The organism is Iodobacter violaceini (genome assembly GCF_011601265.1).
Taxonomy (GTDB): domain Bacteria; phylum Pseudomonadota; class Gammaproteobacteria; order Burkholderiales; family Chitinibacteraceae; genus Iodobacter; species Iodobacter violaceini.
The window spans coordinates 84,575-106,936 of record NZ_JAAOLX010000001.1; the positions used below are offsets into that span (position 1 = coordinate 84,575).

A 22,362-nucleotide genomic window follows, 5' to 3' on the forward strand; every position below is an offset into this window, starting at 1 on the left:
AGCCCATGAAAAAAGCCGGAAAGATTCCGGCTTTTAAAAAATATTCCTCAGAAGTTTACTTTTAAAAGCACCAGATCATCACACCATCCACAAGCCTTCGGTATTGTATTGAGCGGCGATGATTTCCGGGGTGATGCTCATTGCAACAATCATTTCTGCGCGTGTATGGCTGGCCAGATAGCCTTGCCAGTTTTGCTGGCTCGTAGCATCCGCAGCATGATGCAATGCGTTCTGATAAAGCAGGTTAACAAAATCAGCGTTATTCAGGCTGCCATGTTGTTGCTGAAATTCTGCCGAGAATAAAAAGCCATCTGCCAGTGCTTTGTTTTCCTGATAGTTGTTTGTCCAATAGCTGAAGCCATTAAGTTCTGCATTTCTTCCCAGCACCATTTGGTACATTAAAGCAATTTGCTGCAAAGTAGCCTGGCCGGCCTGGGTGAAGCTTAAATCGACCGTACCATCGCTGAATTCTCCCTTTTCAATTTGCCGGATTAAATCAATATCCCCATTGGCTTTATTTTCTGCAATCTGTACTTCGCCTTTATTGCTGAGAATAAATTTGTAATCAGCCAGCTTGCCGGAGTAAACCACGGTGTCGGTGCCGTCGCCCCCGACAAGGGTGTCATTGCCAGTGCCTCCAGTCAGGCGATCATCTCCGCTGCCTGCAATCCAGCCTTGCTCTGTGCTGATATTCTGCCCTCCCAGCGACAGGCCGAAAGCGGTCAGCCACAGTGCCTGATGCTCACTGCTGCCGGCAAACTGTTTTAATAACTCAACACGTGTTACAGCACCCGAATCCAGCCTGGCGGCCCACGTGCCGCTGCCATTCTGATCAACGCTGCCTTGGGTTGTCTGATAAAGCTGGCGCATAAAATCTAAATTTGAAAGCTTGCCCGCGCCATTATTCCATTCATTTGAATAGCAAAAATCAAGCGCGATCTGGTCTGTGGTTTTGCCTGTTTTAACCCAATAACTTAAGCCTGCCAAATCAGGGCTGCGGTTAAATGCGGCATGATAAAGCAGTGCCAGGGATTGCAACTGCGTCTGGCTGCCTGAGGCAAAGCCTAAATCTGCCACTGTCTGATTAAGCTCTGTAGCCGTGATGGTTTCAGTCTGTGTGGCATCCACCAGTTGGGTGATATGGCGGCCTGTCACCTGGCCCTGGTTATTCAAATAAAAATTCCATTGCCCTAAGTCACTTCGACCGCCCTGCACTGAGTCATTGCCACTGCCACCCAGCACGGAATCGTTGCCCGTGCCGCCAAACAGGCGGTCATTATCGGCTCCGCCATCCAGATAATCATTTCCTCCGGCACTTCCTACGATATCGTCACCCGCTCCGCCAAGCAGCGTATCGTCATCAGCCCCTAAAAAGAGTGTTTGTGATGCATCATCGCCAATCACGTAGTTTTTACCATTACCACCACGCACAATGGCACTGCCTACGATACTGGCAAAATCAACATCATCAAGCTGAATTGTTGTACCTGACGGCAATGCCCTTGCATCAATCACAATAGCAAGGGAGGAAGCAGGCGATGCGGGCAAGGAGCCGCCATTGCCCGCAGCCGGTGTACCTGAAACCAAAATCGCCTGATTGAGCGTCTGGTCAGGTGCGATGCTGAGCGTCAGCGTCTTGGTTTGTAACAGCGTATCAGGCAGTAAATTATTTAAAAATTGAGTACCAAACCCCGTCATCCCTGTTTGCACTTGTGAGCCAGACACCGTTTTGCTTTCGATGCGCATAATTAAATCAATCAAAGCCTGATTATTGCTCAGCAGCGTATTAGGGCCATCAGCCTGCAGACCCGTGCCATTGGGCAAGCTCACCACAAGATTAGAGCTGGTGGCTCCCTGATTGATGCCCAGCGGAATATCGGCCAGCTGGCCATGCGAGGTGCTGTTGTCCTCTACCCTGCCTGCCGTAATGACAGGAACAGAAACACTCTGATTATTCAGACCGGTATTAGCATCATGAGTGGTGGTGGTGCTCACTACAACGCCATCGACAGTACTTGGCACCGGTGTTGGTGTTGGTGTTGGTGTTGGTGTTGGTGTTGGCGTTGGTGTTGGTGTTGGCGTTGGCGTTGGCGTTGGCGTTGGTGTTGGTGTTGGCAATGTCGCTGTGATGGCATTGCCGGTTAAATCAGCGACGACAGCCGCACTGTCTGCGCCGGCAATCCAGTCTTCAGCGGCGGCAAGGTTATAGCTGGTCCCCCCCGTAGATAGTGTGCCGCTTTTATTCAGCAACAGATTAATAGCCGTTTTGTCAGTTGCGCTCAGGGTAAGAGTAAATGCGCTGGCCGAACTAATCTCCACATTGGCAGTATCTGTCAGCGTGTATGTCCCGGCCCCCTCACCTTTAAGGGTGAATTTATTAGCGACAATATCATTAGCTGCACCTATTTTTTTAAGTAAGCCTGTGCCCGTTACCACTAAAACACCGCTGCTGGCATCGTATGTTGCAGAGGTAATTTGCGGCGTGGCTGTATTACTGACCGTAATCCCGTTACCCGTCAAATCTGCATTTAAGGCCACATTCGCCAGCCAGTTATTTGCTGCGGCCAGGTTATACGTTGTGGCATTTCCGGAGCTTGTGCCGTTTTTATTCAGCAGGCCATCCAGATTAATGCTGTCAGTGGCATTTAAGTTAATCGAGAAAGACGTGCTGTTTGTGATCTCCACATCGGCCGAGGTCAGCGTATAGCTCCCTCCTTCCCCTGCAATACTCAGCAGCGACACCGCAATATCATTAGCTGCGCCTGTCTTGGCCTGAAAATTACTGCCGGTCACACTCAGAATATGGGTGGCCGCATCATAACTGGCGCTGCTGATCACCGGGCCGCTGGCCACCGTAATGCCATTGCCGGTGAGATCTGCCACCACCACGGCAGCATCCGCACCTGCAGCCCAGTCTTCAGCGGCAGCCAGATTGTAGGTGGTGGCATCCGTTGCTGTTGTTCCATCCTGATTAAGTAAGAGCAACACAGCGGCTTTGTCTGTGGCGCTCAGTGTCAGGGTAAATGCCGTGCCCGATGTGATCTCCACATTTGCGCTGTCCGTCAGGGTATAGCTGGCACCGCCCTGCCCGGTAAAGCTCAGCTTATTGGCCACAATATCGTTAGCACCACCACTTAAAGACAAAAAGCCACTGCCGCTCACCTGCAACACGCCTGTGCTGCTGTTATATGCCGATGAATTAATCTGTGGCACGGCCACATTGCTGACCGTGATGCCATTGCCGCTCAAATCTGCGACAACAACGGCAGCATCAGCCCCGGCAGCCCAATCTTCTGCTGCAGCAAGATTGTAGGTGGCTGTTCCTGTTGAGCTTGTGCCTGCCTTATTAAAGATTAAATTCATCGCCGCTTTATCGGCCGCACTTAAAACCAGAGTAAAGCTGGTGCCCGATGTGATCTCCACATTGGCCGTATCAACCAGGGTATAGGTTTGCCCGCCCTCACCACTCAAGGTCAATTTATTGGCAACAATATCGTTATTTGCACCACTAAAAGACAAAAAACCTGTCCCCGTCACCACCAGCGTGCCTGTTGCCGCGTTATAGGCAGACGATGTAATGACCGGTACCGCCACATTACTGGCACTTATCCCATTAGCAGTCAGATCCGCCACCACAGCAGCGCTGTCTGCGCCGGCAATCCAGTCTTCTGCGGCAGCAAGGTTGTAGCTTGTTGCACTGCTTGAGCTGCTGCCATTTTTATTGATGATCAGATTAACAGCGGCCTTATCGGTATTGCTTAAGGTCAGCGTAAATTCTGTGGCAGAGGTAATTTCCACATCGGCACTGTCCGTCAGCGTGTAAGTGGCTCCGCCTTCACCCGTGATAGTCAGTTTATTCGCGGTGACATCATTGCCTGCCCCCACTTTTTTAATCAGATTGCTCCCTGTTACCACTAAAGCACCGGTGGCTGCGTTGTAAGTGGCCGAGCTGATCTGTGGCAAAGTGGTGTTGCTTACGGTAATGCCATTGCCAGTCAGATCTGCACTCAGCGCAACACTGGCCAGCCAGTTATCTGCTGCAGCCAGGTTATAAGTTGTGGCGTTGCCTGAGCTGCTGCCGTTTTTATTCAGCAGCCCTTCAATATTGATTTGATCTGCCGCATTTAAGGTCACAGAAAAACCAGTGGCGCTGCTGATTTCAACATCCGCTGAGGTCAGGGTATAGCTTCCCCCTTCGCCTGTCAGAGTCAGTAAAGAAACCGCAATATCATTCGCCGCCCCTGCCTGGGCCTGAAAATGGCTGCCCGTCACCGTCAGCACATGGGTCGCTGCGTTATAGGTGGCGCTGCTAATCACCGGCACGCCCGCATTGCTGGCGGTTATACCGTTGCCGCTTAAATCAGCCACGACGACCGCAGCATCTGCACCGGCCGCCCAGTCTTCGGCGGCAGCCAGGTTGTAAGTGCTGGCGTCTACAGAGCTTGTGCCGTTTTTATTGATAATCAGATCAAGCGCAGCGCGATCAGTGCTGCTCAAGGTGATGGTAAACGAGGTTGCCGATGTGATTTCTGCATTGCTGCTATCGGTCAGGGTGTAAGTCTGGCCCGCTTCACCAGTAAAGGTCAGCTTATTGGCCACAATATCATTATTAGCCCCGCTTAATTTAAGCAAGCCGGTGCCCGTCACCACCAGCACGCCCGTGCTCACATCATATGCAGCAGAGGTAATGGTTGGGACGGCCACGTTGCTGACTGTTATCCCATTGCCTGTTAAATCAGCAATCACAACAGCCGCATCCGCCCCGGCCTGCCAGTCTTCTGCTGCCGCAAGGTTGTATGTTGTGCCAGAGACAGAGCTGCTGCCATTTTTAGTCAGCAGCTGATTCACTTGCGCCAGATCGGCAGCGCTCAGGGTAAGGCTGAAGCTGGTGTCAGAGGTGATATCCACATTGGCGGTGTCAGTCAGCGTGTAGCTGCCGCCCTCCCCGCTAAAACTGAGCTTATTGGCAATGATTTCATTACTGGCACCGCTCAGTTTTAAAAAGCCCGTACCGGTCACCACTAATACGCCCGTTGCCGCGTTGTAAGTGGAAGAACTAATCACAGGTGCAGCCACATTGCTGACCGTGATGCCATTACCGCTTAAATCAGCCACAACAACAGCGGCATCAGCGCCAGCGGCCCAGTCTTCGGCGGCGGCAAGGTTAAAGGTGGTGCCACCGGTAGAGCTGCTGCCATTTTTATTCAGCAACTGATTGACCGCGGCCTGATCCGTTGCAGAGAGCGTCAGGGTAAATGAAGTGCCGGAGCTGATGTCTGCGCTGGCCGTATCGGTCAGGGTATAGCTTGCGCCTTCCCCGCCAATGCTCAGCTTATTGGCCACAATATCGTTGCCCGCGCCACTCAGGCTTAAAAAACCTGTACCGCTCACTGTTAAAACGCCCGTTGCTGCGTTATAGGAGGCGGAAGTAATGGCTGGCACCGCCACATTACTGACCGTAATACCGTTCCCCGTCAGATCAGCCACCACTACCGCCGCATCTGCGCCTGCAGCCCAGTCTTCTGCCCCGGCCAGATTAAAGGTGCTGCCCCCTGTAGCGCTTGTGCCATTTTTATTCAGCAGCAGATTAATTGCGGCTTTATCGGTAGCGGAAAGTGTGAGCGTAAATGAAGTTTGCGAGCTGATATCCACATTAGCGCTGTCTGTCAGCGTATACGTTGCTCCTCCTTCCCCGCTCACGGTCAGCTTATTAGCCACAATATCGTTAGCTGCACCGCTGGCAGACAACAGGCCCGTGCCCGTGACCACCAGCACGCCTGTTGCCGCGTTATAGGTAGCCGAAGTCATGGTGGGAACGGCCACATTGGAAACCGTGACCCCTGCAGTCGCTACCGAGGTATCGCTGTTATTGATTACACTGTTCCAGTCATCGGCGGCAGCCAGGTTATACGTTGTGCCGCCACTGGAGCTGGTGCCCGCCTTATTAAACAGCATTTCAATCTGGGCACGGTCTGTGGCATTGAGCGTCACAGCAAACGAAGTTGCACTGCCGACTTCCACATCGGCACTCGTCAGCGTGTAAGTGCTGCCCCCTTCGCCCCTCAGGGTAAGCTTGGAAACCGTAATATCATTTGGCGTGCCGATTGTGCCGACCAGATTAGTGCCCGTTACCGTCAGCACATGCGTCGCCGCGTTATAAGTAGCGGAGCTGATGGCTGGCGGGCTCACATTGCTGACAGTCACCCCGTTAGCGCTTACATCTGCCGTAGCGTTTGTAGTGGCATCCCAATTGGCAGCCGCAGCCAGATTAAATGTCGTGCCACCCACTGAAGATGTCCCTGCCTTGTTCAGCAAGCCATTCACTGCAATTTTGTCAGTGGCATTCAGGGTAATTGAAAAAGTGGTGGTACTGGCGGGATTAGTATTGGCGCTGGTCAGGGTATAACTTGCCCCGCCCTGCCCTGTAAGTGAAAGCTTAGTGGCATCTATGGTATCGCTCGTATTCATACCACTGCCGGTTACAGAAAGCACACCGGTACTGGCATCATAAGTGGCACTGGTGATGACAGCAGTAGCCGTTGGCGTTGTAAACACCAGGCTGTCCAATGCCAGACCCACCCCATCTGTGCCGCCAGTGCGGCTAAAAACAACCGTATCTATATTGTCCCAGGCCGAGCCAAAGGTCAGCGAGCCCGCGTTATACGTACTGGATAACTTGCTATAAACAATTGCTGCATTGCCACTGCCGTAAGTAGCTGAAAGCCCCATATTCAGGCCCGTGACTTGCACCACCTGGGTGCCCCCACTGCCCCCGCTATAGCCTGTTACCGAAAAATTGCTATTAAAGCCGCCAATATTATCGTTTGCATTTGCAACCAGTGAGAGGAGTTTAAATTTATCACTGACGCTATCAGAGGAAAATTGAAAATATGAAATGGCCGAATTAGCAGATCCATTGTAATCATTCAGAATGGCATGGCCGGTAAAGCCCGTAAATGTCTCGCTGTAAAAGCCATTTACATCATCAATAATATCAACAGCAGCACTGCCATTACTGGAATAAGTAATCCCGCCAACAGAGCGGCTGGTCGTAGAATTACCTGTATTTGAAAACGTTTCAAAATTCTGATTGGCCGGTACGGCCAGGGTAGCGGAATATGCCGTTAATTTAGAAATAGCGAGCGCTGCTTCAATATTGCCTGTGGTTTTTTCTAATACCCAATTTCCGCCCAAAGCGGCAGCACCACTTAAATCATCTGATGCCGCAATGTCGGCTTTGGTATAGCTGGCCAGCTGCCGGATAAAGCCAGCGCCATCTTCTCCTTTCGCCACATTGCAGCCATAAAGCAGAATGTCTGCCCCTTGGCGCAGTGATAAAGCAATGGTTTGCAATTCAAATGCATGCTCATTCAGATTCTGAGCATCAAGTGTCAGCGAGCCTAAACTCAGCGCTGCTTCAGAGCCATGAGAAATAAGATGCAGCGCATCCACACCACTTCTGCCCGCCAGTACATCGCTCATCTGGCTCAGCCCATCCCGGCTTGAATCCAGAATATGAACTTCCTTATCCGCGCTGATCGCCTGAATAATTTGCGCGATATCCGCCACATTATCTTCAATAAAAACAATTTGGCTGGCGGCAGTGCGATGACTTACAACTTCAGAATTGAGCGGCGGCGGGGTAATAAGCCGGGGGGCAAATAAAGAAGCAAGCCGCTGTGAAGAATGTTCTTCATCGGCAAAAGGATCACGTGCTGATTCATTATTTTGCATTGCAAATGGCCTCTGAAAATAGCGAGCCATCCAGCCACCCGGCTCGTTGGTGCAGCGCTGCATGCTGTTGCAGAGCGTTAAGATAAGTGCATTCCCCCTGTCTTAAGATATACAGGGAAAATATTAATACTCCCTTATATACCAAGCGAGGCAGAAAGCAAACTTGAATATAGCTTACAAAAAAATAAGTGTTAGCAATCTCACAGCGTTTTATATAATTACAACAATAGAAATGATAAATATACAGAGCACGCCAAAAAAATGCACCTAGCGTAAATGATAAACACCATTTTTGCGGACAAACAGCAGCAAAAGCGTACTTCTCTGTTGTATTTAAATTACGAACTGACTTGATTTAATTCAGAAATTACTGACACAAACCCAAAAAAAACTTACCGGCTTTTTGTATGACAAAGGGCATAAGAAAGGTTTTATTTAACGTTGCAAACAAAACAGCTCAGGCATCATCAAGCGTTCTTGCAGGCAGGGCCTTTGCCTGAAAAGAACGCTTTTGCTCTTTTGCCTTAATACAAAAACCCGGAATCTTTAAAACAGGGATTCAGCCCGAAGCACTGCACGTTTAAAAATCCACTGCACCCAATGCGCCAATATCCCCCGCCATAATTTCCGGCAGATGCTGGCTGATAACTTCTACAGGCCAATTCCACCATGCAATTTCTTCCAGCCTTGCCACCTGGTCCAGGGTAAAGCGATGCTTAATGAGCCTGGCAGGATTACCGCCCACCACCGTGTAGGCAGGCACATCGCGAGTCACCACAGAGCGGGATGAAATCACGGCACCATTGCCTATTTTTACTCCCGGCATAATTAAAGCGTCATAGCCTATCCATACATCGTTCCCAACCAGGGTATCGCCTTTATAAGGAAAATCAGAAAGAGGCGGCGCAGATTTTTCCCAGCCATTGCCAAAGATTTGAAAGGGATAAGAAGAGATACCGGAGAGCTTGTGATTGGCGCCATTCATAATAAATTTCACACCACGGGCAATGGCACAAAATTTACCAATAATCAGTTTGTCGCCAATAAAGGGATAGTGATAGAGCACATTACGTTCAAAGTTTTCCGAATCTGCCGGGTCATCGTAATAGCTGTAATCGCCGACAATAATATTGGGATTACTGATGGTATTTTTGATATAGCAAACCTGGGGAAACCCATCCATCGGGTGCTTATTTTCCGGGCTGGGGCCGTTCATAACTACTCCTTGGGCAGTTTTTAAATACTAGATCAGAATGAGGGCTATCCACATCAAACTCAAGCTTATCTGCCCTGACAATCAAAAATGCCGGAGCATTCCGGTGTTTTGACCATGAAAAAAATGGCCGGAAAGCTTGCTGCATCTGCAGCGAAACTGTAAATAATACCTATGCAGGCTTTTTGGATTATTAGCGTATCCTAATAACATAAAAAAAGAGGATAATTCGGATTAATTCTCTTTACTTTCAGGTACATGATGCAGTCCATCAGAAGTAAAATTACGCTATTAATCGCGTTATCCATGCTGTTTGCCACAATCAGCATTACAATCATCACCTGCTTAAATATCCGCAGCCACACCTACGCCGAAGCGGAACGGGAAATTGACTCAGTCGCAGCGGCCCAAACTGCATTTATCAGCAACTGGCTTGATTCGCGCAAACACATCGTAAAAGCCGCCCTGCGCCATAGCGGCGAAGAAAACATCAGCCTTTATTTACAGCAATTAGCCGAAGCGGGTGGCTACAGCCTGATGTTTGAAGGCGATGGCAGCGCAAAAACCATGATGTACTCGGTACCAGGCCAAAGCAAACCCAGCCCTGAATATGATCCTGCAGCACGCCCATGGTATATCCAGGCGAAATCCAGCAATGATGTGATCGTATCCGAGCCTTACCGCGATGCCGATCCGGCCATTAAAGAACTGGTTCTGACCCTGGCCCAGAAAGTAGGCGGCCATGAAAAGGTCATTGGCGGCGACATTATGATTGGTGATCTGGTTAAATCCACACTCGCCATCAAACTGGCTGGTAAAGGTCATGTCTTTTTAATGACCAAAGAAGGCAAAATCATTGCCTACCCTAAGCCGGGCTTTGAACTAAAACCGATCACAGAATTAATCCCCGGCTTAGATAACAGCGCTGTTTCTGCCCTGCTCAGCAAAGGCAGTGCAAACCAGATAAGCTTTGATGGCAACGACTACTTACTTGAGCTTGCCCCCATTGCCGGCAGCGACTGGGTATTGGGTGTGGCGCTGGATAAAGCCGAAATCGACGCACCGCTCAATCATCTGATCATGATTATTATTGCGGCGGTTGTTGCCGTGCTGATTGCCGTTATTCTGTTTTGTACCGCCTATTTGCGCAGCTTACTGGCAGGTTTATTACGAATTCGCGACGCCATGCTGGATATTTCCCAGGGTGAAGCCGATCTGACCCGCCGTATTCCAAGCGAAGGCAATGATGAGGTTGCAGAAACCGCTCAGGCCTTTAACCGCTTTATTGATCGCTTGAATATTCTGTTTAAAGAATTACGCAGCGAAGCCATCGAGCTGACAGGTGGCGTGAGTGAAGTCAGCGGCTCGGTACTGAAGCTGGCCAATGATTCGCACAACCTTGCAGATATTTCCAGCTCAAATGCAGCCGCCATCGAAGAAGTCAGCGTCAGCATCTCGCATATCGCTGAAGCTGCGCGTGAAACCGATGATCTGGTTAAAGAAGCAGCAAAAGCATCGCGCCATGGCAGCCAGAATGTCTTGAAAATCAGCGATGAAATGGCCAATACCCGCCAGTCAGTTGGTGATTTATCAACGCTGCTGACCTCTTTAGAGCATCGCTCGCAAGATATCACCAAGATCACCAATGTGATTCGTGAGATCGCCGATCAAACCAATCTGCTGGCACTGAATGCCGCAATTGAAGCGGCACGTGCAGGTGAACAAGGCCGCGGCTTTGCCGTAGTTGCCGATGAAGTTCGCAAGCTGGCAGAACGTACCGGTAAGGCCACGATGGAAATCAGCCAGATGATTGGCGATATCCTCAGCGAAACAGGTCTTGCTGTGAGCAATATGCAAACCACCGTGAAAGCAGTTGATTTAAGCAGCGCACTCACGCAAACAGCCAGCGAGCAAATGACCCTGATCGGCCAGTCTATGCAGCAGGTTACTGACCGGATCAGCGAAATTGCGCTGTCCACGGGTGAGCAGCAGAACGCAACCACGGCCATGGCACAAAGCACTGAATCGATTAATGGCCAGATTCTGGATTCAGATGCGGCACTGCAATCTTCAATGCAAACCCTGAAAATGCTGGACGATCTGGCAAAGAAAATGCAGGCAGCATTTAATCGCTTTAAAATGTAAACAAATCTGCTTGCATTCATCTGCTGATTAAATTTAAAGAACCTTCTTATGTTCTTTCTTTTTACAAAAAAAGCGGTCATTCAATCATCTTGAATGACCGCTTTTTTTCTTTATTTAATGGTAATTATTACCAGCAATATCATATAAGCATATTGTGATATACCAATAAATCGGCGCTTAAAATAAAGGATAATGCGGAATATTACTACTACCTTTCAAAAAGATGATGCACTCTATCAGAAGTAAGATTACGCTCTTAATTGCACTCTCTATGCTGATCGCCACAATCAGCATCACAGTGATTGCCTGCCTTAATATCCGCAGCCATACCTATGCCGAAGCCGAACGAGAAATTGATTCGGTTGCCGCCGGGCAAACCGCATTTATCAGCGGCTGGCTTGAATCACATAAACGCATTATCACCGCCACCTTGCGTCACAGCGGCGAAGAAAATATCAGCTACTACCTGCAGCAGCTTGCCGAAGCGGGTGGCTTTAACGTTATTTATGAGGGCAATGGCAGCAGCAAAGACATGCTGTATTCTGTGCCCGGCCGCAGCAAACCCAGCGCAGAATATAACCCTGCTGCCCGCCCCTGGTTTATTGAAGCCAAGGCCGCCAATGGGGTGATTATTTCTGGCCCCTATCCTGATTCTGAGCCGGCAACCAAAGGCCAGCTGGTCATTACCTTTGCGCAAAAAGCCAAAGACCCCAATATTGTCATTGGCGGCGATATTCTGATTACTGATCTGGTTAAATCAACCCTCGACACCAAATTAGCGGGTAAAGGCCATGTTTTCCTGACAACCAAAGATGGCAAGATTATTGCCTATCCCAAGACAGGTTTTGATCTCAAGCCCATCAGCGATTTAATCCCCGGGCTGACAGACAGCGAATTTTCTGCACGCTTAAGTGGTGGCAAACACGCCAGCGTTTTTGCCATAGATGGTGAAGATTATCTGATTGAGCTCTCCCCGGTAGCAGGCAGCGATTGGGTGCTGGGTGTCGCACTGGATAAAGCTGAAATCGATGCTCCTTTGCATCGACTCGTCTGGATTATTGTTTCTGCACTTTGCATTGTTTTGCTGGTGGTGATTCTGTTTTGCACCGCCTACTTACGCCGGCTGCTGGCAGGTTTATTGCAAATCCGCGATGCCATGCTGGATATCTCTCAGGGCGAAGCCGATTTAACCCGGCGCATTCCAAGCAAGGGCCATGATGAAGTTGCTGAAACAGCCCAGGCTTTTAATCACTTTATTGAACGCTTAAACACGATGTTTATTGCACTGCGCCATGAGGCGATTGAGCTCACAGGAGGCGTGGGTGAGGTCAGTAATTCAGTGCTCAGGCTTGCCAGTGATTCACATAACCTGGCCGATATCTCAAGCGCCAACGCGGCCGCCATCGAAGAAGTCAGCGTCAGCATCTCGCACATTGCCGATGCCGCCCGCGAGACCGATGATTTAGTAAAAGCGGCAGCGCTGGCCTCGCAGCATGGCAGTGAGAATGTGCTGAAAATCAGCAGAGAAATGGCGAATACGCGCCAGTCTGTGGGCGATTTATCCAGCCTGCTGGCTTCTTTGGAGCATCGCTCACAAGACATCAGCAAAATCACCAATGTGATCCGTGATATTGCCGACCAAACCAATCTGCTGGCTCTCAATGCAGCAATTGAAGCCGCCCGTGCTGGCGAAGAAGGCCGCGGCTTTGCAGTCGTTGCTGATGAAGTACGCAAACTTGCTGAGCGTACAGGTAAAGCCACCATGGAAATCAGCCAGATGATCAGCGATATCCTTGGTGAAACCGGCCGTGCAGTGGGCAATATGCAAACAACCGTGAAAGCCGTAGACACCAGCAGCGCACTCACACAAACCGCCAGCGAACAAATGCAGCAAATTGGTTATTCCATGCAACAGGTTATGGAAAGAATCAGCGAAATTGCGCTCTCCACCGGCGAGCAGCACAACGCCACTACGGCAATGGCACAGAGTACTGAATCCATTAACGGGCAAATTCTGGATTCAGATGCAGCCCTGCAATCATCCATGCACACCTTAAAAACACTGGATGAGCTGGCCAAAGAAATGCAGAGCGCCTTTAATCGCTTCAAGCTTTAAAGTGCCTGGCGTACTGCCCAATCCGCAGTACGCCCCCAATCGTCTTGTTTGCAAATTTAATCTTGTATAAAGCAGGCCTTGATGCCTGTAAATAAAACGAATGAATACATATACGTTTCGCTATAAAGCAACTCAAATAATCCGTTTTTTATCCATCTGACTTTCAGATTGTCATTTTTATGTAAATGTCATTAATTGCCATGGTAATAACACCATCTGATAAAAGGGCATTGCTAAGGCAATCCCCAGTAGCTGCTTAAACCCTTTCCATTTTATTCTCGGGCATTGGCCTTATTTCCCCTCAACGCCCGTTTCAGGAAATTCAATTGCCATTCCTGACGAGCAGCGAGAATAAAACAGTAAAGGAAACACGATGCAGCAGACACAAAATCCGCTACTCAGGCTATTAAACCGCAGCAGCCTGGTCAGCCAGATTATGATTGGCCTGATCGCGGGTATTGCACTGGCTTTATTTTTTCCTGCGGCAGCCAAGTCAGCAGGTTTATTGGGCAGCTTATTTGTCAGCGCCTTAAAAGCGGTTGCCCCCATCCTGGTTTTTGTTTTGGTAGCGGCTTCTATTGCTAACCATAAACCCAGCCAAAAATCGAATATGCGGCCCATTCTGGTTCTGTATTTATTTGGCACATTTGCTGCGGCCGTCGTGGCTGTAGCGGCCAGTTTTTTGTTCCCGTCCACGCTGATTCTGGTCAAGCACGCAAGCGACATCACCCCGCCCAGCGGCATTGTGGAAGTACTGCGCAGCCTTTTACTGAGTGTGGTTGATAACCCGGTAAAAGCGCTGATGAATGCCAACTTTATCGGCATTCTGGCCTGGGCCATTGCCCTTGGTGTAGCCATGCGCCACGCCAATGAAACGACCAAAACGGTGGTCAGCGATTTATCCGGTGGCGTATCGGTGATTGTAGGTGTGGTCATTCGCTTTGCACCGCTGGGTATTTTTGGCCTGGTTGCTTCAACGATTGCCGAAACCGGTATCGAATCTTTACTGAACTACGCCCACCTTTTACTGGTGCTGATCGGCTGCATGCTGTTTGTTGCTCTGATCATGAACCCGGCGATTGTGTTTTGGAAGCTGCGCCGCAATCCTTATCCGCTGGTTTTTGCCTGCCTGCGTGAAAGCGGCGTAACCGCCTTTTTTACCCGCAGCTCTGCGGCAAATATCCCCGTCAATATGGCCTTATGTAAAAAGCTGGGGCTGAAAGAAGAGGATTACTCGGTGTCGATTCCGCTGGGCGCAACCATCAATATGGCCGGTGCAGCAATTACCATTTCAGTGCTGACCCTGGCTGCCGTGCATACTCTGGGCATCCAGGTTGATTTGCCTACTGCTCTGCTCTTAAGTGTGGTTTCCGCCATCTGTGCCTGCGGAGCTTCTGGTGTAGCCGGTGGCTCGCTGCTGCTGATTCCTATGGCATGCAGCTTGTTTGGTATTTCTAATGATCTGGCCATGCAGGTGGTTGCTGTCGGCTTTATTATTGGCGTGCTGCAGGATTCTGCCGAAACCGCGCTCAATTCATCCACAGACGTACTCTTTACAGCTGCTGCCTGCCAGGCCGCAGAACACAAGTCACAGCTGGCCTTTGCCGGCCGCTGAATACTTGCTGGCATATATAGTAAAAAGCGCAGCCTGGGCTGCGCTTTTTTTTCCGCCACGGCAGGATAAAAAACCTGCCCCTCTTCGTGCAGCACTTCAGGCCTGCTCCGTATCTGATGGACATCCCGCCCGGCCTGCCCATTTCACTCACTGGGGAAAATACCCTTTCCTTTGCAATAAAGATGCTGCGATAATTAGTTGATCAGTCAATCATTGATATGTCTACTATGTTGAAACAGAATACCGTACGTACCTTCCGCCAGTCCCTGCTGGCCATGCTGGGCATATGCTTTGTGATTATGATGGTAGCGCTTGATCAAACCATTGTAGCCACCGCCCTGCCGACGATCGTGGCCGAGCTGCATGGCTTTGAGCTGTATGCATGGGTATCCACCGCCTATTTGCTGGCATCAGTGGTTACCATTCCTATTTTTGGCCGCTTAGGCGATTACTACGGGCGCAAGCCTTTTGTGGTAGTTGCTATTGTGACGTTCACGCTGGCATCGGTGCTGTGCGGCATGGCCAATAACATGCTGCTGCTGGTGTTAGCCCGTGCACTACAGGGCATAGGCGGCGGGATGCTGGTCGGCACCGCTTTTGCGTGTATTCCCGATTTATTCCCCGACAGCAAAGTGCGCTTGCAATGGCAGGTGATGCTGAGCGCCGCCTTCGGGATTGCCAACGCCATTGGCCCAAGTATTGGCGGGCTGCTCACCCACTATGTCAGCTGGCGTGCCGTGTTCTTTGTAAATATCCCGGTTGGCTTATTGAGTGTGATTTTTGTAAGCCGCTTTCTGCCACGCTTAAAGCCCAAGCACGATACAAAAATCCGCCTTGACTGGCTGGGCGCGCTGCTGATTACGCTTTTTTTAGGCAGCTTGCAGTTGTCCGTAGAATGGCTGCCGGAGCAGGGGCTGAGCGTGCCGGTGATCAGCGTCTTGCTCACATGCCTGATCGCAGGCTTTTTGGCATGGAAACAGGAAGCCAATAATGAGCACGCCATGCTGCCCTTCGCCCTTTTCAGAGACCCCGCCCTTGCTGCGTTATTCAGGCTGTCGCTCCTGATGGGCTTTACCATGTTTGCGATCTTGTCTTATGCCCCGCTTCTTTTACAAGGTGGTTTTCATTTGTCGGCCAGCCAGGCCGGGATGTTGATTACGCCGCTGGTGGTTTGCATTACTTTTGCCAGCATTCTAAACGGGCGGATTGTGCACCACCTGCCACGGCCCGAAGCCATGCTCTATCTGGGCTTTGGTCTGCTGCTGGTTTGCGTGACGGGCATGATGAATATCAACCCGCACACTTCGCACCCTCTCATTATCAGCCTGATGGTATCTGGCGGCCTGGGGCTGGGCTTTATCATGCCCAACCTCACTATTTTTGTGCAGGAAACCTGCCCGCGCAAAGACCTGGGCATCAGCACCGCGCTGCTGCAATCGCTGCGAATGATCGGCGGGATGCTCAGCACCGCACTGGTTGGCTCAATCTTAAGCTGGCGCTATGGACACGATATTAATCAGCAGTTTGCAAGGCCAGTGGCCAGCCTGATAAATGATCCGCAAATCCTGGTCAACACCGAAGGCCAGCAGGCCGCCATCTTGCAAATGAATGCCTTGGGCGAAGATGGTTTGCAACTGATTGAGCAAGCCCGCGCCACACTGAGCCACGCCATTCAGAGCAGCCAGTGGCTGGGCATTGCCGCCGTACTGTTTGCCTTCTGGTGCCTGCGCCGCCTGCCTGTCATCCAGTTCAAGCCAAGGGGTGCATAATGACGCCGCACGAAGCCGAACAACTCAAAGTATTACAACAACTGGGCCGCAGCTATCGCAGCATGCTGGGTGCATTTGAATTATCCGTAGGCCAGGGGCTAACCCGCTGGCGCATTTTGAATCAGCTTTATAAAGAAACCCAATGCTCGCAAAAATCGCTGATTCAACAACTGAAAATGGACCCCGGCTCACTGACCCGCTTGCTTAAAGCGATGGAAAAAGAAGGCTTAATCCAGCGCAGCAACGATCCGCAGGACAACCGCCTCAGCAACGTCACCCTCACCCAGCAAGGCTGCGCCGAAGTAAACCAGGCCCTGCCCAAACGCAGCGAATTTTTAAAGGTGATACTGGAAGAATTTAACGACGAAGAATTGCGGGTTTTTCAGGGCATGCTGAATAAATTAGAGCGGGGCTGTGAAAAGGCAGGGTTAAAGGATGTGTAAAATACACGTTTCAAAATAAGATCTGCTGTTCCACTGAGCTGCACCTTAAACCACAGAATAAAGCGAGGATACAGAGAAAACCCATCTGGCCTCGCTTCTCTCCGTGAAACCCTGTGCTGTCTGCATCCTCTGTGGTTCAAAGCTCAGCCCCCGATCAAGGCGAAAAACCTTGCCTGCATATCACTTAACGCAGCGATTCAATCCGCTTTAAAGCCGCTTTCAGCGTCACAGCCGGGCAGCCGAAGTTGAGTCGTACAAAGCCGGGAAGGCCAAAGTCACGGCCATCTGACAGGCCCACACCCAGCGCTTCAAAATGCGGCAAGGGGTTGACCGGGTCCAGCGCTCTGGCATCGATCCACGCCAGATATGTTGCCTCGGGCAGGGTCATTTTTAAGCGCTCAGAGCCAGTAAACCAATCCAGTAAAATATCCCGGTTTGCCCGCAAAGTGGCAATCAGCTCAGCATGCCAGATGCCATCATCGCGGTAGGCGGCTTCGGCTGCAGTAAAGGCCAGCAAATTCACTGATGGTACGATACCGGCCATTTGCTTTTGAAAGCGGGCACGCAATGCCGGATCAGGAATAACCGCCAGCGAGCAGCCAAGGCCAGCGATATTCCATGTTTTGGATGGCGCAAGCAGGGTAATGGTTTGTGCGGCAAAGCTGGGATCAAGCGCGGCCAGAGGCTGATGCTTCAGGCCTTCCGCCAGCAGTAAATCACAATGAATATCGTCTGAGCAGATGATTAAATCGTGACGGCGGGCAATGGCAATCAGCCGGGTCAGTTCTGCCGTATTCCAGGCCCGACCCACCGGATTATGCGGATGGCACAGCAGCAATAGCTTGGTTTTAGGCGTGATCGCCGCTTCCAGTGCGGCAAAATCCCATTCCCATGCATCATTTTTTTGCTGCAAGGGCACGGTCAGCAGGCTGCGGCCGGACAGGCCCGGTGCACGTAAAAAGGGCGGGTAGATAGGCGTGGCGGTCAGTACTTCATCACCCGCCTCGCCCACCGTGCGGCAAGCCAGATTTAAACCCTGCACCAGGCCCGGCAACCAGACAATCCAGCTGGCGTCGATATGCCAGCCATAATGCTGCACTGAGTAAGCCTGCACCGCCTCCACCAGGCTGTCCGGTGCATCGGTATAACCAAACACGCCATGCGCCACGCGCTCTTGCAAGGCCGCCATAATGGAAACGGGGCTGGCGAAATCCATATCGGCCACCCACATCGGCAGGATGTCTTGCCCTGCGTATTTATTCCATTTCTGGCTGGATGTTGCGCTGCGATCGATGGGTGTTTGGAAATCCATGACAAAATCCTTTAACTAAATAGTAAGCAAAGGATAACTGTTTAAGATGGCGCATGGTAGGCACAGATCTTCATAAGACCGTGCCCGCCAGGAATATCAGCTTACGCGGCCAGTGCTTGTTCTAAATCAGCCAGCAAATCTTCAAGGCCTTCAATCCCCACCGACAGGCGAATCAGATTATCGCTGATGCCCAATTTTGCGCGGCGCTCTGGCGGCACCGAAGCATGCGTCATCCGCACAGGCTGGCTGATCAGGCTTTCTACACCACCCAGGCTTTCTGCCAGAGTAAACAGCCTGGTCTGCGTCAGCACCTGATGCACATCAGCGTCATCGCCTTTCAGATAAAACGACACCACCCCGCCGCCGCCAGCCATTTGCGCTTTGGCCAGCGCATATTGCGGATGGCTTTCAAGATATGGATATAAAACGCGCTCAACACGCGGATGCTGCTCCAGCCACTGAGCGATGTGCAGGGCATTATGATTATGCCGCTCCATACGAATCGCCAGCGTACGAATGCCCCGCAGCGCTAAAAAGCTTTGAAACGGATCGAGCACCGCGCCGGTGGCGTTTTGCAAAAAGCCCAGCTGCTCAGCCAGCCCGCTGTTCTCACCCACCACCACCGCACCGGCGATCACGTCAGAATGACCATTTAAATATTTGGTTGCCGAATGCAGCACGATATCAACACCATGCTCCAGCGGGCGCTGCAAAGCGGGGGACGCAAAAGTATTGTCAGCCACGGTAAGCAGACTATGCGCCCTGGCAATCGCTACGATGGCGCTTAAATCACTCAGGCGGTTCAGTGGATTGGACGGAGTTTCAATCCAGATCATTTTGGTTTCTGGCTTGATGGCCGCTTGCAGCGCTTCTAAGTCGCCGGTTGGCACATAAGTGACCGTCAGCCCTGAAGTGCGCTGTTTTACTTTTTCAAATAAACGCCCGCTGCCACCGTATAAATCATCCACCGCCACTAAATGGCTATTTACAGGCAACAGCTCCAATACCGTGGCAATGGCTGCCATGCCAGATGCAAAAGCATAGCCGCGCGTGCCGCCTTCCAAAGCAGCAATGGCCACTTCAAAAGCATCACGGCTTGGATTGCCGGAGCGCGAATATTCATACTGCCCCGGCTGGCCAGGGGATGGCTGGCGGAATGTGGATGAAGCATAAATCGGGGTATTAATCGCACCCAGTGGATCGCGATGCAGGCCGCTGGTAACGGCAAGCGTTTCAAATGTGCTCATGGGATGGCTCCGGGGTGTTAGTTTTTAAGTTCATAGAGAGGTGTACTGCGCATGGCACTCATCGCACGTGGTGCTTCATGTACACAGTGCTGCTTAAGCTGCTTCACTCACAAATTTCTTGCGCCAGAAGGCCAGCAAATCACTTTGGGTAATCAGGCCGTAAAAGATTTTCTTATCCGCAATCACAGCGATTTTGTCGTCATTAAAGACCTGCAATAAATCGCGCAAGGATGTATCAGGGGCCAGGGTTTTAACATTGCTGCTCATGGCAGCGCGCACCGGCATGGCAAATTGCTGGGGCTCGCCGTGTACAGACAATAACAAATCCCACTCGTCGATAATACCTACAATTTCGCCGTTTTCCAGCACTGGCATTTGCGATACATCGTTGCTGCGCATACGCTGCCATGCTTGGGAAAGCGGCTCGTCCGGGTCGGCAATCAAGGTGGCACCGCTGGCGTGCGGGCGGCTGATCAGATCGGCCAGATTGCCCGTTTTTGTATGCTCGATCATGCCCTGATCGATCATCCAGTGATCGTTATACATTTTGCTTAAGTATTTATTGCCGCTGTCACCAATAAAAGTCACCACACGTTTAGGCGTGGTTTGCTCGCGGCAATAGCGCAGTGCTGCGGCCAGCAGGGTGCCGGAAGATGCTCCTGCAAATAAGCCTTCAGCCTGCAGCAGAGCACGGCCGGTTTCAAAGCTTTCTTTATCGCTGATCCGGTAGCTGCGTTTGATTGAGCCGCCTTCAAATTGTGGCGGTACAAAATCTTCACCTATGCCTTCCACCAGCCAGCTGCCTGCCGTACCAAATGCACCGGTTTCTACATAATCGGCCAGAATCGAGCCAACCGGATCGGCCAGCACAAACTCAGTTTGCGGGGAAACTTTGGCAAAAAAACGCGACAGCCCGGTTAAAGTGCCACTGGAGCCCACACCCACCACGACCGCATCTACTTTTTCTTCTAGCTGACGCCAGATTTCCGGCCCTGTGGTTGTTTCATGCGCGGCAGGGTTGGCGGGATTACTGAACTGATCAATATAAAACGCACCGGGAATCGCTTGCGCCACGCGGCGGGCTTTATCCTGATAATAATCAGGGTGGCCCTTGCCCACATCAGAGCGGGTCAGGATCACTTCTGCACCCAGCGCCTGCAGGTTCAGCACTTTTTCACGGCTCATTTTATCGGGTACCACCAGCACGGTGCGGTAGCCCTTACGCCCCGCCACCAGAGCCAGCCCCAGGCCGGTATTACCTGCCGTGGCTTCAACAATCGTGCCGCCGGGCTTGAGCTGCCCGTTTTGCTCGGCCGCTTCTATCATCGAAAGCGCAATACGATCTTTGATCGAGCCCCCTGGATTTTGGTTTTCCAGCTTAAGAAACAGACGGCACAAGCCCGTATCAAGCTGGGTAATTTCAACCACAGGGGTATTACCGATCAAGGATAAGATGGATGCAGAACTCATAAATACTCACTTAATAAACAGGAGCCACAGGCTGAGAAGCAAATGACGTATCAGAATAATGCCGTGCTGCCACATCTGGATGCGAGCGCATACGGCCTTTTAAAACATTTTCACCAACATGGCTAAAGAGCGGATTGGCCGGATCGCTTGCCTCGCCCTGTACTTCCTGGGCAAGCGCGGCCGGAAGCTGCAGCTGCGGCACCGTGGCATCCAGCCTTGGCCCCATAAAAAAGGCATAAGACAAACGCTCCACCCCTGCCGGTGGCGACACCACCCTGTGCACCGTTGCCCTCAGATAGCCATTGGACGACAGCTCTAACAGCTCGCCAATATTCACCACAAAAGTGCCGGGAACTGGCGGCGCATCCAGCCAGCCCCCGGCTGTTGCGACTTGCAGGCCGGATTGAGTATCCTGCATCACCAGCGTAAGCAAGCCCGCATCTTTATGTGCCCCCACGCCCTGCTCTGCCTGCTTTGAGCCAGGGTAGCGAATCATTTTCAGATGCTGAAATGGCTCTCCCCGGTAAAGTGGTGCAAAAATATCAGCAGGCTGGCCCAAAGCCAGCGCAAAGGCCTGCATTAAACGCTCGCAAATATCACTTAAAGCATCCTGCCAAAGCAGCAGGCCCGGCTTCAGCGCGGGCAGGCTGGCCGGCCATTGATTGGGCCCGCGCAAGCGCCGCCATGCGGGCTGCGGATCCAGCGCAGCAAGGCCCTCATTCATAATGTCAAACTGCTCACGCTGATCGGCACGCCCCGCCGTTAACTCACCGCCAAGGCGGGTATAGCCCCTGAAATGAGGGGAATTAACCATGGCCACGGCTGTTTTTTCTGCGCCACTCAGGGCAAAAAATTGCTCAGCCAGCAGCAGCATATCCTGCTGGTATTGCAGGCTGAGCCCATGGCCGCGCAGATAAAAAAACCCGTAATCACGCGCTGCAAGGCGCAAATCACGCAAAAACGCTTCACGATCAGCGCTGTCAAATAATGCTAAATCCAGTATTGGCAAACTCACACACACCTCACACACCCGTTAATCACATTCCTTTTTGGCGATTAAAAGAGCGTCGACAAGAACATGGCCAAGGCTTAAACATGAGTAACCTCTCAAAGAACATCAGAAAAAAGCTGATTGTCGTAGTTTTTTAGAACAAATAGATCTATGTAGCTAGCTTATCCTTTTTTTATATCATTTGGCTATAAAAAATTGATCTGATAGTGCTTCAATGTAGAGCTTCATGCCATACATTCATGACCATGGCATCCCATGGCTTGCGTTGTACTTTGCTCATGAAAGG

Annotated in this window: 11 protein-coding genes; 5 read left to right on the forward strand and 6 right to left on the reverse strand. The window is 51.1% G+C overall.

Features of this window, described 5'->3' with window-relative positions; genetic code table 11:
* Positions 1–78: 78 nt before the first annotated feature.
* Positions 79–7,797 (reverse strand): DUF4347 domain-containing protein, encoded by a 7,719-nt coding sequence (locus HA050_RS00405; protein WP_166820678.1) that lies wholly within the window; start codon positions 7,795–7,797, stop codon positions 79–81.
* Positions 7,798–8,314: 517 nt separating this feature from the next.
* A complete protein-coding gene (locus HA050_RS00410; protein ID WP_166820681.1) occupies positions 8,315–8,950 on the reverse strand; it encodes a Vat family streptogramin A O-acetyltransferase in 636 nt (211 codons plus the stop codon).
* A gap of 255 nt (positions 8,951–9,205) precedes the next feature.
* Here HA050_RS00410 and HA050_RS00415 point away from each other — a divergent pair, with 255 nt between their 5' ends.
* From HA050_RS00415 to HA050_RS00435, 5 genes are all read left to right on the forward strand, one after another.
* Positions 9,206–11,092, forward strand: a complete 1,887-nt coding sequence (locus tag HA050_RS00415) for a methyl-accepting chemotaxis protein (RefSeq protein WP_240928934.1) — start codon at positions 9,206–9,208, stop codon at positions 11,090–11,092.
* Positions 11,093–11,363: 271 nt separating this feature from the next.
* Entirely contained in the window at positions 11,364–13,208 is a 1,845-nt protein-coding gene (locus HA050_RS00420; protein WP_240928935.1) for a methyl-accepting chemotaxis protein, read from the forward strand.
* 373 nt (positions 13,209–13,581) lie between these two features.
* Complete coding sequence (gene sstT / locus HA050_RS00425; protein WP_166820687.1) at positions 13,582–14,823, forward strand: serine/threonine transporter SstT; 1,242 nt, start codon at positions 13,582–13,584, stop codon at positions 14,821–14,823.
* 227 nt (positions 14,824–15,050) lie between these two features.
* On the forward strand, positions 15,051–16,592 hold the full coding sequence (locus tag HA050_RS00430; protein WP_240928936.1) for an MFS transporter: 1,542 nt from the start codon (positions 15,051–15,053) through the stop codon (positions 16,590–16,592).
* A complete protein-coding gene (locus HA050_RS00435) occupies positions 16,592–17,035 on the forward strand; it encodes a MarR family winged helix-turn-helix transcriptional regulator (RefSeq protein ID WP_166820693.1) in 444 nt (147 codons plus the stop codon). Before HA050_RS00430 ends, HA050_RS00435 begins: the two co-directional genes overlap by 1 nt.
* A gap of 184 nt (positions 17,036–17,219) precedes the next feature.
* Here the strand turns inward: HA050_RS00435 and HA050_RS00440 are convergent, their stop codons facing one another.
* The 4 genes from HA050_RS00440 to HA050_RS00455 form a co-directional block, all read right to left on the reverse strand.
* A complete protein-coding gene (locus tag HA050_RS00440; RefSeq protein WP_166820695.1) occupies positions 17,220–18,347 on the reverse strand; it encodes a MalY/PatB family protein in 1,128 nt (375 codons plus the stop codon).
* A gap of 101 nt (positions 18,348–18,448) precedes the next feature.
* Positions 18,449–19,594: a trans-sulfuration enzyme family protein gene (locus tag HA050_RS00445; RefSeq protein ID WP_166820698.1), complete on the reverse strand. Its 1,146-nt coding sequence runs from the start codon at positions 19,592–19,594 to the stop codon at positions 18,449–18,451.
* 93 nt (positions 19,595–19,687) lie between these two features.
* The gene (locus HA050_RS00450) at positions 19,688–21,064 is read right to left on the reverse strand and encodes a pyridoxal-phosphate dependent enzyme (RefSeq protein WP_166820700.1); all 1,377 of its coding nucleotides are present in this window, start codon (positions 21,062–21,064) and stop codon (positions 19,688–19,690) included.
* A gap of 10 nt (positions 21,065–21,074) precedes the next feature.
* Positions 21,075–22,079, reverse strand: a complete 1,005-nt coding sequence (locus tag HA050_RS00455) for an isopenicillin N synthase family dioxygenase (RefSeq protein WP_205836234.1) — start codon at positions 22,077–22,079, stop codon at positions 21,075–21,077.
* Positions 22,080–22,362 lie beyond the last annotated feature (283 nt).